11 protein-coding genes are annotated in these 13834 nt (G+C 70.1%); 4 read left to right on the forward strand and 7 right to left on the reverse strand.

Translation table 11 applies throughout. From position 1 onward, the window contains the following. Positions 1–8: 8 nt before the first annotated feature. Positions 9–1238 carry an NAD(P)/FAD-dependent oxidoreductase gene (locus tag V7672_RS10615; protein WP_335624564.1) on the forward strand — a complete coding sequence of 410 codons (1230 nt, stop codon included), beginning with the start codon at positions 9–11 and terminating at the stop codon, positions 1236–1238. Here V7672_RS10615 and V7672_RS10620 read toward each other — a convergent pair. From V7672_RS10620 to V7672_RS10650, 7 genes are all read right to left on the reverse strand, one after another. Beyond that, complete coding sequence (locus V7672_RS10620; protein ID WP_335624565.1) at positions 1235–2572, reverse strand: sulfite reductase subunit alpha; 1338 nt, start codon at positions 2570–2572, stop codon at positions 1235–1237. The two genes, V7672_RS10615 and V7672_RS10620, sit on opposite strands and share 4 nt — an antisense overlap. Continuing rightward, positions 2569–3669, reverse strand: a complete 1101-nt coding sequence (locus tag V7672_RS10625; RefSeq protein WP_335624566.1) for an FAD:protein FMN transferase — start codon at positions 3667–3669, stop codon at positions 2569–2571. Before V7672_RS10625 ends, V7672_RS10620 begins: the two co-directional genes overlap by 4 nt. A gap of 7 nt (positions 3670–3676) precedes the next feature. Further along, positions 3677–4495, reverse strand: a complete 819-nt coding sequence (locus V7672_RS10630) for a DUF4198 domain-containing protein (RefSeq protein WP_335624567.1) — start codon at positions 4493–4495, stop codon at positions 3677–3679. 20 nt (positions 4496–4515) lie between these two features. Continuing rightward, entirely contained in the window at positions 4516–5037 is a 522-nt protein-coding gene (locus V7672_RS10635) for a DUF2271 domain-containing protein (RefSeq protein WP_335624568.1), read from the reverse strand. Positions 5038–5054: 17 nt separating this feature from the next. Then, positions 5055–5642, reverse strand: coding sequence for a PepSY-associated TM helix domain-containing protein (locus V7672_RS10640; RefSeq protein ID WP_335624569.1), 588 nt, complete (start codon positions 5640–5642; stop codon positions 5055–5057). 114 nt (positions 5643–5756) lie between these two features. Next, positions 5757–7754, reverse strand: a complete 1998-nt coding sequence (locus V7672_RS10645; protein WP_335624570.1) for a TonB-dependent receptor — start codon at positions 7752–7754, stop codon at positions 5757–5759. Next, a complete protein-coding gene (locus V7672_RS10650; protein ID WP_335624571.1) occupies positions 7751–9163 on the reverse strand; it encodes a UDP-N-acetylmuramate--L-alanine ligase in 1413 nt (470 codons plus the stop codon). The genes V7672_RS10645 and V7672_RS10650 overlap by 4 nt, the downstream gene beginning before the upstream one ends. A 113-nt stretch (positions 9164–9276) precedes the next feature. On the opposite strand from V7672_RS10650, the gene V7672_RS10655 reads away from it, so the two are divergent. The 3 genes from V7672_RS10655 to V7672_RS10665 all read left to right on the forward strand — a co-directional run bounded on the left by V7672_RS10655 (position 9277) and on the right by V7672_RS10665 (position 13810). Then, positions 9277–10110 (forward strand): LD-carboxypeptidase, encoded by an 834-nt coding sequence (locus V7672_RS10655; protein ID WP_335624572.1) that lies wholly within the window; start codon positions 9277–9279, stop codon positions 10108–10110. A gap of 137 nt (positions 10111–10247) precedes the next feature. Continuing rightward, the gene (locus V7672_RS10660) at positions 10248–12782 is read left to right on the forward strand and encodes a hypothetical protein (protein ID WP_335624573.1); all 2535 of its coding nucleotides are present in this window, start codon (positions 10248–10250) and stop codon (positions 12780–12782) included. Positions 12783–12796: 14 nt separating this feature from the next. Further along, positions 12797–13810, forward strand: coding sequence for a protein-L-isoaspartate O-methyltransferase family protein (locus tag V7672_RS10665; RefSeq protein ID WP_335624574.1), 1014 nt, complete (start codon positions 12797–12799; stop codon positions 13808–13810). The last annotated feature ends 24 nt before the right edge of the window (positions 13811–13834 follow it).

Raw genomic sequence — 13834 nt, forward strand, 5'->3', positions numbered from 1 at the left:
TCCGGGTCATGAGCAGGATCGTGATCGTGGGCGCGGGGCATGCCGGGGGCAGTGCGGCGGCGCTTCTGAGACAGTATGGCTTCGAGGGCGAGGTGGTGCTGATCGGCGAGGAGCCGGTGGCCCCCTATCAGCGCCCGCCCCTGTCCAAGGCCTTGCTGAAGGGCGAGGGGGAAGAAGAGGACCTGCTGCTGCGGCCCGCCGATTTCTATGTCGAACAGAACATCGAGCTGCGGCTGGGCCAGACGGTCACGGCCATCGACCGGGCCGGCAAGACGGTGATGCTCGCGGACGGCGGGACCGTTTCCTATGACACCCTGATCCTCGCGACCGGGTCGACGGCGCGGAAGCTGGCGGTGCCGGGGGCGGAGCTGGCGAACGTGCTGGAGCTGCGGACCCTCGCGGACGGGCGAAAGCTGAGGGCTGCGATCCGGCCGGGGACGAGGCTGGTGGTCGTCGGCGGCGGTTATGTGGGGCTGGAGGTCGCGGCCTCGGTCCGGGCGCTGGGCGCCGAGGTCGTGGTGGTCGAGCGCGAGGCCCGCCTGCTGGCCCGGGTGGCGTCGGATGTGCTGGCCGACTTCATGCACGCGACCCACACACGGCACGGCGTGACGATCCTGACCGGGCGCACGGTGACGGCCTTCGATGCGGGCGGCGATGGCGCGGTCGGCGGCGTGACCCTGGACGACGGCCAGAGCCTGCCGGCCGATCTGGTGATCGTCGGTGTCGGCGGCGTGGCCTGCGAGGGACTGGGCGCCGCCGCCGGTCTGACCTGCGACGGCGGGGTGGTGGTGGATGAGACCGCCCGCACCTCGGACCCCGACATCTATGCGCTCGGTGACATGACCCGGCGCCCGGTGCCCGTTCACGACGGCCGCGTGGTGCGTCTGGAGAGTGTGCCCAATGCGCTGGAGCAGGCCAAGCAGGCCGCGGCGGCGATCACGGGTCGCAACCCGCCCGTGCCCGAAGTGCCGTGGTTCTGGTCCGACCAGTATGATCTGAAGCTGCAGATGGCCGGTCTGGCTGACGGGGCGGATCGCAAGGTCGTTCGCACCGTCGCCGATGGCGCCGGGCTGGCCGTCTTCCACCTCGCGGGGGACCGGCTGCTGTGCGTTGAGGCCATCAATGCCCCGGCCGAGTTCATGGGCGGGCGTCTGCTGATCGGCAAGGCCACACCGGTCGATCCGGACAAGCTGGCCGACCCGACTGTGTCGATGAAGGCGGTCGCGAAAGGCGCCTAATACACATCCCGCCGGTAGCGCCCGGCCTCGCGCAGGTCCAGAAGCCGGTCCTCGCCCAGGATCTCGCGCAGCGCCGCATCGACGCCCGGGGCCATGCCCTTCAGGCTGCCGCACACCATGAGGGTGGCGCCCCGGTCGACCCAGTCGCGCCCGGTGTCGGCCTCGGCGCGCAGAAGGTCTTGCACATATCGGACCCCACCCGGGTCGCGTGAGAAGGCCCGGTCCAGCCGGGTCAACACGCCGGCAGCGATCCAGCCTTGCAGCCGCTGGTCCAGCAGGGCGTCATGGGCGGAGGTCCGTTCGCCGAACAGCAGCCACGCCGGTCCGGGTTTGGTGGCCCGCGCCCGCTCGGACAGATGCGCCACAAGCCCCCCCAGCCCCGTGCCGTTGCCGATCAGGATCAGCGGCGTGGTGGCCTCCGGGCCGTGGAAGGTCCGGTTGGTGCGGATGCGCAGCGGCACGGTCTCGCCGATCTTGCAGCGGTCCAGCAGCCAAGCCGAGGCCAGGCCGGGGGTGCCGTCCTCCCGCACCGTCTCGCGGATGATCAGATCCATGGCCCGGTCCGCGGGTACGGTGGCGATGGAATAGTCGCGCAGCTGACCCGGCTGGCCCGCCACGGCCTCGGGCAGTTCGACTTCGGCCACATCGCCGGCCCGCCAGTCCGGGAAGTCCCCGATGGGCCGCAGGCGCAGGCGATGGACCGGTCGGCCAAGGCTGCCCGGGTTCAGATGGGCGCGCCGTTCCAGCCGCCAGGGGCGGTGCGGGCGATTGCGCGTTTCTCGGGCAAATGTCGCGCCGGTCACGGCCGCCAACTGGTGCCGCCAGTGCGCCAGGGCACCGGGGTCCAGCCGGTCCACCTCGACCCGATCGAACAGGGCCGTCGCCCCCGCCCGCGCCAGCCAGCTGTCCAGCGACCGGCCAAAGCCGCAATAGTGGCCATAACTGCTGTCGCCCAGCGCCAGAACCCCGACCTGAAGGTGCGACAGGTCGGGCGGTGCCGGCATCAGCCGTCGCAGGAAACCGGTCGCCTCATCCGGGGCATCGCCCTCACCCGTGGTCGCGGCGATCAGGAACAGGCGTTCGGCCTTCGCCAGCAGTTCGGGGGTCAGTTGCGACAGGCTGAGCCGCTGCACAGACAGGCCGGTGGCCGACAGGGCGGCGGCGGTTTCCTCGGCCAGGGCCTCCGCACTGCCGGTCTGGCTGGCGTGCACGATCAGGGTGGAGGCCTCGCCAATGGCCTCCGGCGCCGGTCGCGGCCGCAGCGACCAGGCGGTCAGCCCGGCCCATGCCAGCACCGCCGTTGCCGCCCAGAGTTCGCCGCCCAAGGAGATCATTCCCGCCCGACGTCCAGCATGGCCTGAAGGGCGGGGCTCACCTGCTCGACCAGGCCGTCTTCGGTCCGATGGACCATCAGGGCGGCGATGCTGGCAGCCTCGGCATGGGCCGGACCCTCGTCGGGCCCGAGCACCGTCAGGGCAGTCGCCAGCGCATCGGCAACCATGGCCGAGTCGTGCAGCACCGAGACCGAGACCATGCCGTTGGTCACGGGTCGCCCGATGCGGCCGTCGATGGTGTGGGAGTAGGTCTGGCCGCCGTGGACGAACTGCCGGCGCGCCTCGCCCGAGGTGGCGACCGCCAACCCGTACAGGGCGGCGATGGTGCGCGGTGCCTCGAGACCCTCGGGCTTCTCCAGCTCGACCCACCACGGACGGCCGTCCGGCTTGACGCCGACGCCCTTCAGCTCGCCGCCGATCTCGAACAGGTGCGAGGTTGCGCCCTCGCGCGCTAGCCGCAGCGAGATGCGGTCGACCGCATGCCCCTTGGCGATGCCCGACAGGTCGAGCTTCAGTCCGCCGGGCTGGACCGCTGCCCGCGCATCGACATTCAGCCGCAGCCGCATCCAGCCGCTCAGGGCTCGCGCGGCCTCGACCTCGTCATCGGTGGGCAGGGGCAGCAGGGGCGAACGGCGTCCGGGCGGGCCGAACCCCCACAGATCGACCAGCGCCCCCAACGTCGGATCGACCGCGCCATTGGTGTCGTCCGCCAGCTCCAGCGCCCGGGTCAGCACGGTCCAGAAGGCATCGGACAGGGCCCAGGTACCCTCCGGTGCGCCATTGAACCGCGAAATCTCGCTGTTGCGCTCCCACGGGCTGAACAGGGCGATGATGCGGCCGAGCTCCTCCTCGATCAGGGCCTGCCAGCGGCCGGCTTCGGCCTCGTCGCGAACGACGATCCGGGCGGTCCAGACCGTGCCCATGGTCTCGCCGCCCAGTTGGGCGATCTGCGCGCCCGGCGGCTTTTCCGGCGCGCTGCGAAAGGGCGGGATCAGGACGCGATTGTCCGTCTCCGGACGTGGCTCGTTCGCGCCCCCGGACAGGTCGATGACCGGCGGTGCCGAACGGCTGGAGGCGGGGACGCGCGGCTCGGACATCAGGACCTCAGGGCAGGACCTCGACGATCCCGTTGTACTGGGCCGACAGCGGCAGCTTGCCATCCGCGCCCGGCACCTGGATCGAGGCATGCATCCAGTACATCCCGGACTCGGGCCAGTCGACCGAATAGACCCCGTCGGCGTCGGTGGTCAGGGTCAGCTCTTCCGGAGCGGTCCGGTAGCGCGACCCGCCCCGCGCGACGGTGACCTCCAGCCCGGCGGCCGGCTGGCCGTCGATCAGCAGGCGGAACTGACCCGCCTCGCCCAGCACCAGATCGTTCGGATGGGTGATGGGGACGATCTCCAGCCCGTAGCCGGTCGGGGTGAACACCGCGTCGCTCAGATTGCCCAGGGTGACAAAGGTCTCGACCCGCATGGCCGACAGGGTCGCCTCGACCGCAGTCGCGCCCTCCGGCAGGCCTTGCGGATACTCGGCCGGGGTGCCGCGCCAGCGCTGGCGCTCGCCGTTCAGGGTATAGCTCGCCACCACCCCGCCCAGCACATTGGCGATGCGATAGGTGCCCTGCTGGGTCAGGTGCACGTCAAAGGTCGTGCGATAGCGGCCGCGCATCATGTTCTCGGGGGTCAGCAACTGTCCGTCCGGCCCGAGGATGGTCAGGCCGTCCAGCCGCATGGCGGCGTGATCGGCGATGAAGACGCCGTTCGACATGCCCGCATCGACCCCGATCCAGGCGTCCGAGCCCGACAGCACGGTCGAGCTGGGCTGCATCCAGGCGCGGTGGGCCTGGGCCCCCAGCGGCACGGCCATCAGGGCGATGACACCGGCGGCAAAGGCCAGGAGCGGCGAGAAGCGATAGCGGGCCATGGGGGCTGTCCTGTCCAGTGTCAGCGGGCGACGGTGACGCGCACGGCGCCCAGTTCGGATTCTCCGGTACCCGAGGCGGTATTGGCGGCGCCGAGCCGGAAAGGCACGCGCACGATCTCGCGCCCGCCCAGCTCACGGGCGGCCTCGACGGCCATCACATAGTTACCGGCCGGCAGGTCGCGCAGGCGCGAGGCCGGAACCGTAACCGTCTGGGTGCCCGGCGCACGGGTCGGGCCTGACACGCCGTCCGCGGGCAGGGTCAGGTTGCGCCCGTCCTTGCGCCACCAGGTGCGGATGTCCTTCAGCCAGTCCTTGCCTTCTCCGGCCGGCAGGGCGGTGTCGTACCAGACCGACAGGGTGCGCACGGCGGTCTGGTCGGGGCGCTCGATCCACACCGCCACATAGGGCCGATGGTAAGAGGCACTGGAAATGCGCGGAATGCCGATGCTGACCGTCAGGTCTCCGGGAGCGAGGGGGGAGGCCGCCCCTATCAAGATCAGACCGGCGGCGGGCAGGGTGGCGGCAAGGGTCAGGGTCTTCATGAGAACTCGGGGCACGCTCAGTGGATAAAGATCAGGGCGAGGATCAGCGGGATCAGCAGGCCCAGCGAGACCAGTGGCCAGGTCATGCGGCGATTGCGGGCATGCAGCACCAGCAGCGCCAGCCCGGTCAGGGCAAACACCAGACAGGCGACCGCGAACCCATCGATGAACAGGGCCCAGGTCGCGCCGGTATCGCGCCCCTTGTGCAGGTCATTCAGATAGGCGATCGGCCCGCGCGTGGTCACCTCGACAAAGGCCTCGCCGGTCTGGCGGTCCAGCGTCATCCATCCGTCGCCCCCGGGCCGGGGCAGGGCGACATAGATTTCCGCATCCGTGGTCTCGGTCGCGCGCCCGGCGATGGAGACGTCCAGCGCCCCCTCGGCCCAGCGGGCCACGGCCTCGGGGACCGGATCGGTGGTCTCGGCGGGGAAGGTCTCAAGCCGCTGCAGCAGTGGCGCAGGCAGGGTGGCCGTGCGCTCGGCCACCACCGGCTCGGCCGGGATCTGGGCCGCGTGGTTCAGGGTGAAGCCGGTGATCGCAAACAGGATCAGGCCGATCAGGCTGACCGAGGCCGAGATCCAGTGCCACTGGTGTAGCTGCTTCAACCAGAAGGCCCGCGCGGAGCTGAGCCGGGCGGCGGATGGGGCAGGAGCGGGCGCGGGAGCGGTCGACACCCTGCGCCTGTGCCAAAAATGCGAACGGCTTGCAAGTAGCGTTCGCTACCAGCGACGTGACAGCCCGACCCACAGGGTGCGCGGCGGGCCATAGGACACCACGCCCGTGCCGGTCTCGGCCGTCTCGACGTCCGCGTCGAACAGGTTCACCCCCTCGACCCAGGCGCTCAGGCCGGACGACAGTCTCCGCTCCAGCCGCGCCGAGGCCACAAGCGCCGGGTCCAGCACGCGGCTGTTCAGATCGTCGTCGAACCGGCGGCTCTCCCAGCGGGCGTCGACGCTGACGGTCCAGTCCGGTGCGGGGGTCCAGTCCAGCCCCGCGGTCGCGCTCCAGATCGGGGCCTGGGCGGGGCGCAGCCCGGTCAGCTGCGGCGCCTGCGATCCGCCATCGACCCGGGCATCGGTGCCCGCCAGCGCACCCCGCAGCGTCAGCCCCTCGCGCGGTCGCGCCTCGACCTCAAGCTCCAGCCCGACAGCCTCGATGGTCCCGGCGTTCTGCCGCTCGCGCAGCACGCCCCCGGCCGGGACAAAGCCCGCGCGGGGAAAGACCCCGGGCCCCGCGCCGATCGTGACATTGACGATGGCGTCCTCGATCCGGGTGGCGAAAGCCGTGGCCCGGACGTCGAGCCGGTCGGTCTCGCGCGCCAGCCCGGCCTCGATGCCGGTCAGCTGCTCGGGCACCAGTCCGGCATTGGCCTCGGTGATGTCGTTGCCGACGCGGAACGGGCGGTGCAGTTCGTTCAGCGTCGCCGGTCGGAACGCACTGTAGGCGGCCGCGCGCACCGACCATTCCGGCGACAGGGCGCGGCGCACGCCCAGCCGGGCCGACACCACCTCGCCCGACTGGTCCACAGGTCGGTCGTCCAGCACCAGCGCATCGGTCTGCAAGTCCCGCTCGATTCGCCGGCCGTCACGCGCCGCCCAGTGGTCGAGGCGCAGTCCTCCGGCCACCAGCCACGGTCCGCGCGTGGCATTGGCCTCCGCGTAGACCCCGGCCACCGAAGTCTCCCCGCCCGCCTGCCGCGAGCGAGTGAATTCGCCGCCCATGAAGCGGTAGCGCTCATTGGTCTCGCCCTCGGCCGTTCGGGCATCGACGCCCAGCTCGGTTTCGAAGCCGTCCCGCTTCATGCGCCATGCCGCGTTCAGGCCCCAGGCCGTGGCCGGGGTGTGGAACTGGTGATTGGCCGGGCTGGTCGAGGACCGGTCAGGCGCGGTGGCGACAAAGCGGTTCTGCAGGTCGCTGGTGCGCCGCCACAGCTGCACGCGCCAGCCAGCCCGGTCGTCCGGCTGGCGCGTCGCGGTCAGCGACAGGGCCGTGCCAGAAGCCTCGGCGTCCGATCCCTCCACGCCCGATCCGCGCATCTCCTCGAAAGCGGAAACCCGGCCAGAGACGAGCGCATCCCCGACGGGCAGGTCCAGCCGCAGCGAGGCGGAGTTGGCTTCAAGGTCAAGCGGCCGGTCGGCCGCTCCGGCCTGGGGCGCCCGCACGGGCGTATGGCCGTTTGTCTGCTCGTGCCTAGCCGTCGCCACCCAACGCAGGGGGCCGAGGTCGCCGGTGCCAGATGCCGCCAGCCGGGCCGACCCGCGCTCACCAATCGCAGCCGTCCAGGCCCCTCCCGTATCGCGTTCGCGCAGCAGCACCGAGCCGGTCAGCGCGCCTGCGCCATAGGGGCCGGTGCCACCGGCGCGTACCACATCCACGCCCGACAGGCCTTCGGGCGGCACCTGGGCCCAGATCACCCAGCCGCCGAACGGATCGTTGAGCGGCACACCGTCCAGGGTCACCAGCGCCCGCCCGGCCCCGCTGGGCGCGATGGCCCGCAACGACAGGCCCTGGGTGGTGGGATTGGCGGTCAGGCTGGTGGTGCGCCGGAACAGGCCGACGGCGGGCACCCGGCCCAGCGCCTCGTCCAGCCGCATCGACCGGTCCAGCGCCTCGCCGTCCAGACGGATCACCGAAAAGGCGGCGTCACCTTCGGCGGCGGGCAGGCGGGGGGCGGTGATCACGATCTCGTCGAGAACGACGGGCGGATCCTGCATCATGCCGAAAGGCGCGTCAGCAACTCGCGGGCAAAGGTGGTCAGGGTGTCGTCGCGCGCGCCCATCACCAGAATCCGGTCGCCGGGCCGCGCCAGTTCGACCAGGCGGTCGCCGCACTCGGCCCGCGTGGCATGGGCCTCGGCCTGACGCCCCTCCGCGACCACACCCTCGACGATCTGCGGGCTGGAGACACTGCGGTCGGTGGTGCCGCCATAATAGACGGGCTCGGGCATGAACAGGCGGTCCTCGGCGGTCATCAGCTGCGCGAAGGTGTGAATGAACTCGCGTCGCATCAGTTTCAGCGGACCAAAGCCATGCGGCTGGAACAGGATCAGCAGTCGCCCGGGGAAGGCGTGCAGCGTCTGAAGCGTGGCGGTGATCTTGTCCGGGTTGTGGGCAAAGTCGTCGATGACCGTGACGCCGCCCGCCTGTCCGACGACATCCAGGCGCCGCCGGATGCCCCGGAAGCTGCCGAGCGCCGCAATGGCCACGGCCCGGTCCACCTTCAGCGCCTCAGCTACGCCCAGCGCTGCCAGCGCGTTGGCGACGTTGTGAGCGCCGGGGACGTTCATTGTCACGCGTACGGGATCTTCCCACGGCCATTTGAGGTCGAACGTCATTCCTGTCGGGGTGGGCTGCAGATTGTGCGCCGACAGGTCAGCCGCCAAATTACCCAACGAGAAGGTCGTCGGTCGGGCCAAGCCCATTTCATCGGCGATTGCGGAACATTCAGGGTCGTCGAGATTGACAACCGCCGCATAGGATCGGCCGACGAACCCGCCGAAGAGCATGCGCAGCTCCTCCATCGACTTGTGATCAAGCGAGATATTCGACAGCACAGCGACCGTGGGTTCGTACAGCTGGATCGAGCCGTCGGATTCATCGACTTCCGAGATGAACAGGTCGGGGCTGCCGATCCTCGCTGCGGCAAAGGGTGTGTCCTCGCGGACCAGATTGGTCATCACGGCGCCGTTCATGACGGTCGGGTTCTGTCCAGCCTGATCAAGGATCCAGGCCACCATGCCGGTGATCGTCGACTTGCCGCTGGTGCCGGCGATGCCGATGCTGCGACCCGCGCTGTTGAACAGCTGCGACAGCATTTGTGGCCGGGTCACAACGGTGGCCCCGACCCGGCGGGCGGCCGCAATGTCCGGCACGGTGTCCTCGATCGCGCCCGAGGCCACGACCGTGGTCGCCGGGTCGGTGACGCCGGATCCGTCCTGCGGATGAAGGGCGATGCCCTGGGCCTCCAGCCAGGCGAACTTTTCGGGGCTGCGGCCCTGATCGCGCGACCGGTCCGATCCCGATACCCGGGCTCCGCGCGCGGCCAGGATCAGAGCCAGCGGCAACATGCCCGACCCGCCGATGCCGCAGAAGAAATAGGAGCCGGCTGGATTGGCGTCTTGATTCATGGAGGCGAAACCGGGGAGTGTCCGAGGAAGGCCCTGACTAGCACGGGGCGCACCGCACGCCAGAGCCGGGAGCCCGATTTGTCCGACCGCCTGCCGCACAGGGGATACACAGTATGGGATCGGTGACCCGCATCGGCGTGGTGGCGGCCTCGTCGCGCTTCAGCAAGGCGACGGCCGAGCGACTGGAGGCCCATGTCGAGGCCCGCTTTCCCGGCGGTGATGTCAAGGTCGTGTTCCACCCGGCCTGTTTTGCCAACCACGGCCATTTCGCCGGGGACGATGCCCTGCGCGCCCGCGCCTTCCTCGAGATGGCCAATGACCTGCGCTATGACGCTGTCTGGTTTGCGCGCGGGGGCTATGGCTCATGCCGGATTGCGGAAGCGGTGCGGGACGGGCTGAAGCCCGAGGCGCGGGCCAAGCGCTATCTGGGCTATTCCGATGCCGGAAGCCTGTTGGCCACCCTCTACAAGGAAGGGTTCGCCCACGTCGCCCACGGGCCGATGGTCGCCGACATATCTCGCGGCGACGGCGCCGAGGCCATCGACCGCGCGCTGGACTGGCTGATCAAGGGGGCGACCTCGGGGCATGAGCCCAGTCTCGAGGGCCGCCCGACCGTCGCCTTCAACCTGACCATCCTCGACCAGCTGGTCGGCACGGCACTCGAGCCCGATCTGACCGATCATGTGGTCATGATCGAAGACGTGTCCGAGGCCCTCTACCGGATCGACCGGATGATGTTTCACCTGACCGGTCAGACCTCGATCCGCCGCATCGCGGGCTTCCGCCTCGGCCGGGTCAGCGACGTCACGCCCAACGAGCCCGAGTTCGGCCTGACCCCCGAGGAAATCGTCCGCTACTGGTGCCTGCGGTCCGACATTCCGTACCTGGGCGCGGCCGACATCGGCCATGACGCGGCCAACAAGATCGTGCCTTTCGGGCCGCGCTGACGGGTAAAACGCAGGTCGAGCGTCCCGAATCCTCGCGTTTTCGGGGAAGGCGGTCGACAGATAACGCCGGTCAGGCCAGATGACCCCATGTGGGTTAAGGGGCTGTTAACCTTGAAATCTTCCGTGCGCGGAAACGGGTGTCGGGATCGCCTCGTGATCCGGACCCCGGTGGCGTGGGCGGCCCTGTGACCGGCCTGTCGAAGACCGGCCGGGCGGCGCTGATCCCCCTGTTCCTCGTGGCGCTGGGCGTGGTCGGGATCGAGAACGCCCTGACGCGCTACTTCGCCGTCGCGAAGTGGTCCGAGTATGGCTACTGGATCATCTCGATCGTCATGGCGGGCTTTGCCCTGTCGGGCGTAGCCGTCGCCCTGTTCCGCGACACGGTCGAGCGACATGGCCAGTGGCTACGGGCCGTCCTGCCGGCCGCCATGGTGCTGGCCGCGGCCCTTGGCTATGAGCGCATCGCCCGGAACCCCTTCAACCCGCTGCAGTTACAGAACCCCACGACCTGGGCCGACCAGCTGCTGAACATCGCGGGCTATTACGGCGCCCTGCTGCCCTTCTTCTTTCTGGCCGGCCTCTATATCGCGCTGATCTTCATCCTCAATCCGCGCGAGATCGGGCGGGTCTATGCCTATGATCTGATCGGGGCGGGGCTGGGGTCGGCGCTGGCGCTGGGGCTGATGTTCCTCGTCCACCCCTTCCTTCTGGCGCCGCTGCTGCTGGTGCCGCTGGCGCTGGCGCCGCTGTTCCAGCCGGGCCGTTACAGCACGCTGGGCGGGGCGCTGGCCGGGGGGGCGCTCGTGCTGGGCGAGGCCATCCTGCTGCTGGGCACCCCGCCCGCCTATTCCGAATTCAAGGCCGTCTATGCGCCCATGAACACCCAGGGCGCCGAGGTGGTGGCCGAGGTCCGCCGCCCGCGCGGCCACTATCTGATGCTCGACAATTTCACCGAGCGGGTCGACGCCGACGTCTCCAACAATGCCTCGATGATGGAGGTGGAGGGGCCGCCTGCCACCTATGGCCTCTATCGCGACGGCAGCCGCATCGCGGCCCTGCCCAAGGCGGGCGGTCTGGGCGGCGGCTATGCCGACAGCGCCCTGTCGGCGGCCCCCTATGTGCTCAGGCCCCGGGCCGGAGCTTTGATCCTCGGGGCGTCCGGCGGCTTCCGTCTGGCCGAGGCGCGGGCGCTGGGGGCCGAGCGGCTGCTGGTGGTCGAGAGCGAGCCGGTGCTGAAGCACGCCCTGACCCATGGCCTTGGCCCCTCGCGCGGTCTGGCGCTGGGCGACGACGTGCAACTGGCCGAGGGCGGACCGCTGGCCGTCGCCCGGGCGGCGGGTGCTGCCCCCGGCGAGCGCTTTGACGTCATCGACGTCTCGTCGGACTTCATCGATGCCGCCCCTGCCAATGTCACCGCGCTGACGGTCGAGGCCATGCAGGCCTATCTGGCCGCCCTCGATCCCGAGGGCATGGTCTCGGTCCCCGTCTCGATCCGCGACTTTCCCGTCTATGCCTTCCGGGTGATGGCCACCGCCCGCGAGGCCCTGATCCGGGCCGGCGTCGAGCGCCCCGAGGACCACGTCATGGTCTATCGCTCGGCCTGGAATGCCCGCATCCTGATTTCGCCCACGCCCTGGAGCGAGGCGGATGTCGCCGCGCTCGAGACCTTCGCCGCGGCCCGGTCGTTCGACATTTCCTGGCGTCCCGGGCTGGACGTCGAGGCCGCCCGCGCGGGTCTGTTCAACGACCTGCCCGTGGTGTCGTTCGAGAGCGGCACCGTGGTCTCGCAGGGCACGGACGACGCCATTGGGCGCGAGGCCGAGGCGGTGCTGCAGGGGCGCGACAGCCCCTCCAGCCGCGCCTTCAACATCCGGCCCCAGACCCTGGACCGGCCCGCCTATTATGCCTCGCTCCGGCTGGACCGGCCGACGACCCTGATCCACCGGCTTGAGGTCCTGCCCCAGGCCGAGATCGGCGCCCTCGTCAATCTGGTGGTGCTGGCCCAGGCCGCCCTGATCGCCCTGCTGGTGCTGGCCGCCCCGCTGATGTTCCGTAAACGGAAGGTCGCCGCGCCCGAGCCCCGCCGCCTGTGGCCGGTGCTGTACTTCCCCAGTCTGGGGCTGGGCTTCCTGCTGATCGAGATCTTCCTGATCGACAAGGCGGCCTTCTATCTCAACGACTATTCCTCGGCCTTTGCCCTGGTGCTGACGTCCATGCTGATCTTCTCGGGTCTGGGCAGTCTGATCGCCGGACGGGTCGCGGCCCTGCCCAAGGTGGCCTCCTTCCTCTCCCTGATCGTGGTGCTGGGCTGGATCTGGCTGGTGTTCACGCGGGGCGAGGCGGTCATGCTGTCGACGCTGGACCAGCCCGCCTGGACGCGTTGGCTGATCGTGCTCGCGGCCGCCGCGCCGGTGTCTCTGGCGCTGGGCCTGCCCTTCCCGCTGGGCCTGATCCAGGTGGGCGAGGGGCGGATGCTGCCCTGGGCCTGGGGGCTGAACGGCGCCTTTTCGGTCGTCGCCACGCCGCTGGCCAATCTGATGTCGCGCGAGGTCGGCTTCTCCTCCCTGCTGATGGTCGGGGCAGCGCTCTACCTCCTCGCCTTCCTCGCCCTGCCGCCGGGCCGCCGAGCGCGGTCCAACCCCGATCCCCTTCCTGTTTCGTCGCCTGCGTAAAAAGGATTTCCGCCATGACGATCGACCGTAGACGCCTGATCGCCGGAGGGGCCGCCCTGGCCGGAGCCTCGACCCTCGCCGCCTGTGACGAGGCCACGCGCGAGCGGCTTCAGGCCCGGCTGAACCCGACCCGCACGGGCGGCGACACGGCCGCGCCCTCGCCCGACGCCCCGGCTGCCACAGCCGCCCCCGAGGCGACCGGCAGCGCCGTCTCCGAAACCGTCCGCATGCCGGCCCGGCCGTGGACCTATGACGCCTTCGTCGCCGCCATGGCGGCGTCCGAGCGCCCCAGCAGCCTCAGCCGCGCCCAGTTCGACGTCATCCAGTCGCGCAAGCCCGCCGCCATCCAGCGCATCAAGACCTATCTGGACGGCAAGTTCGGCGCGGCCGATCCCCGCGTGGTCCAGGCCTTCGAGAGCGTGCCACGCGACTTCTATCACTATGCGTATGCCGCACAGGATTCGACGGCGTACCAGGCCTATGAGGCCAATCCCAAGCCCTGGGCCATCGGCCATGGCTCGGTGCTCAGCGACTATCTGGGCCAGGCCTATATGACCCAGCTGGCCGAGCCGAAGCCGACGGATGTCACGCTGGAAATCGGCACCGGCTCGGGCTTTCAGTCTTCGCTGCTGTCGCGGATCGTGCGCGATTCCTACACCATCGAAATCATCCAGCCGGTCGGCCACGCGGTCAGCAAGATCTTCAAGCCGCTGGGCTATGACAACGTCCACGCCCGCGTCGGCGACGGCTATTTCGGCTGGCCCGAGGTCGAGGGCGGCTTTGATACCATCATGCTGACGTGCGTGGCCCAGTACGCCCCGCCCGAGCTGTTCCGTCAGCTCAAGCCCGGCGGCAAGCTCATCATCCCGATCGGACAGCCCTTCCGCCGGGGCCAGGTGCTGTATGTCTATACCAAGGACGCCGACGGCCGCGTCCGCTCGCGTCGCGATGTCGGGGTGTTCTTCATTCCCATGACCGGCGCCATGCAGAACCGCCCGCGACCCCAGGGCGCAGCCATGGGGGGCTGATCGTCTCTGGCCACGGCGCCGCGT

It is taken from the genome of Brevundimonas sp. (assembly GCF_036963785.1).
Taxonomy (GTDB): domain Bacteria; phylum Pseudomonadota; class Alphaproteobacteria; order Caulobacterales; family Caulobacteraceae; genus Brevundimonas.

Excerpts from the sequence above, each read along its gene's own strand:
- V7672_RS10630 (WP_335624567.1), bottom strand. The coding sequence starts at position 4,495 with ATGGCCCGCTATCGCTTCTCGCCGCTCCTGGCCTTTGCCGCCGGTGTC.
- V7672_RS10625 (WP_335624566.1), bottom strand. The coding sequence starts at position 3,669 with ATGTCCGAGCCGCGCGTCCCCGCCTCCAGCCGTTCGGCACCGCCGGTC.
- V7672_RS10655 (WP_335624572.1), top strand. The coding sequence starts at position 9,277 with ATGGGATCGGTGACCCGCATCGGCGTGGTGGCGGCCTCGTCGCGCTTC.
- V7672_RS10665 (WP_335624574.1), top strand. The coding sequence starts at position 12,797 with ATGACGATCGACCGTAGACGCCTGATCGCCGGAGGGGCCGCCCTGGCC.
- V7672_RS10645 (WP_335624570.1), bottom strand. The coding sequence starts at position 7,754 with ATGATGCAGGATCCGCCCGTCGTTCTCGACGAGATCGTGATCACCGCC.
- V7672_RS10615 (WP_335624564.1), top strand. The coding sequence starts at position 9 with ATGAGCAGGATCGTGATCGTGGGCGCGGGGCATGCCGGGGGCAGTGCG.
- V7672_RS10620 (WP_335624565.1), bottom strand. The coding sequence starts at position 2,572 with ATGATCTCCTTGGGCGGCGAACTCTGGGCGGCAACGGCGGTGCTGGCA.
- V7672_RS10650 (WP_335624571.1), bottom strand. The coding sequence starts at position 9,163 with ATGAATCAAGACGCCAATCCAGCCGGCTCCTATTTCTTCTGCGGCATC.
- V7672_RS10635 (WP_335624568.1), bottom strand. The coding sequence starts at position 5,037 with ATGAAGACCCTGACCCTTGCCGCCACCCTGCCCGCCGCCGGTCTGATC.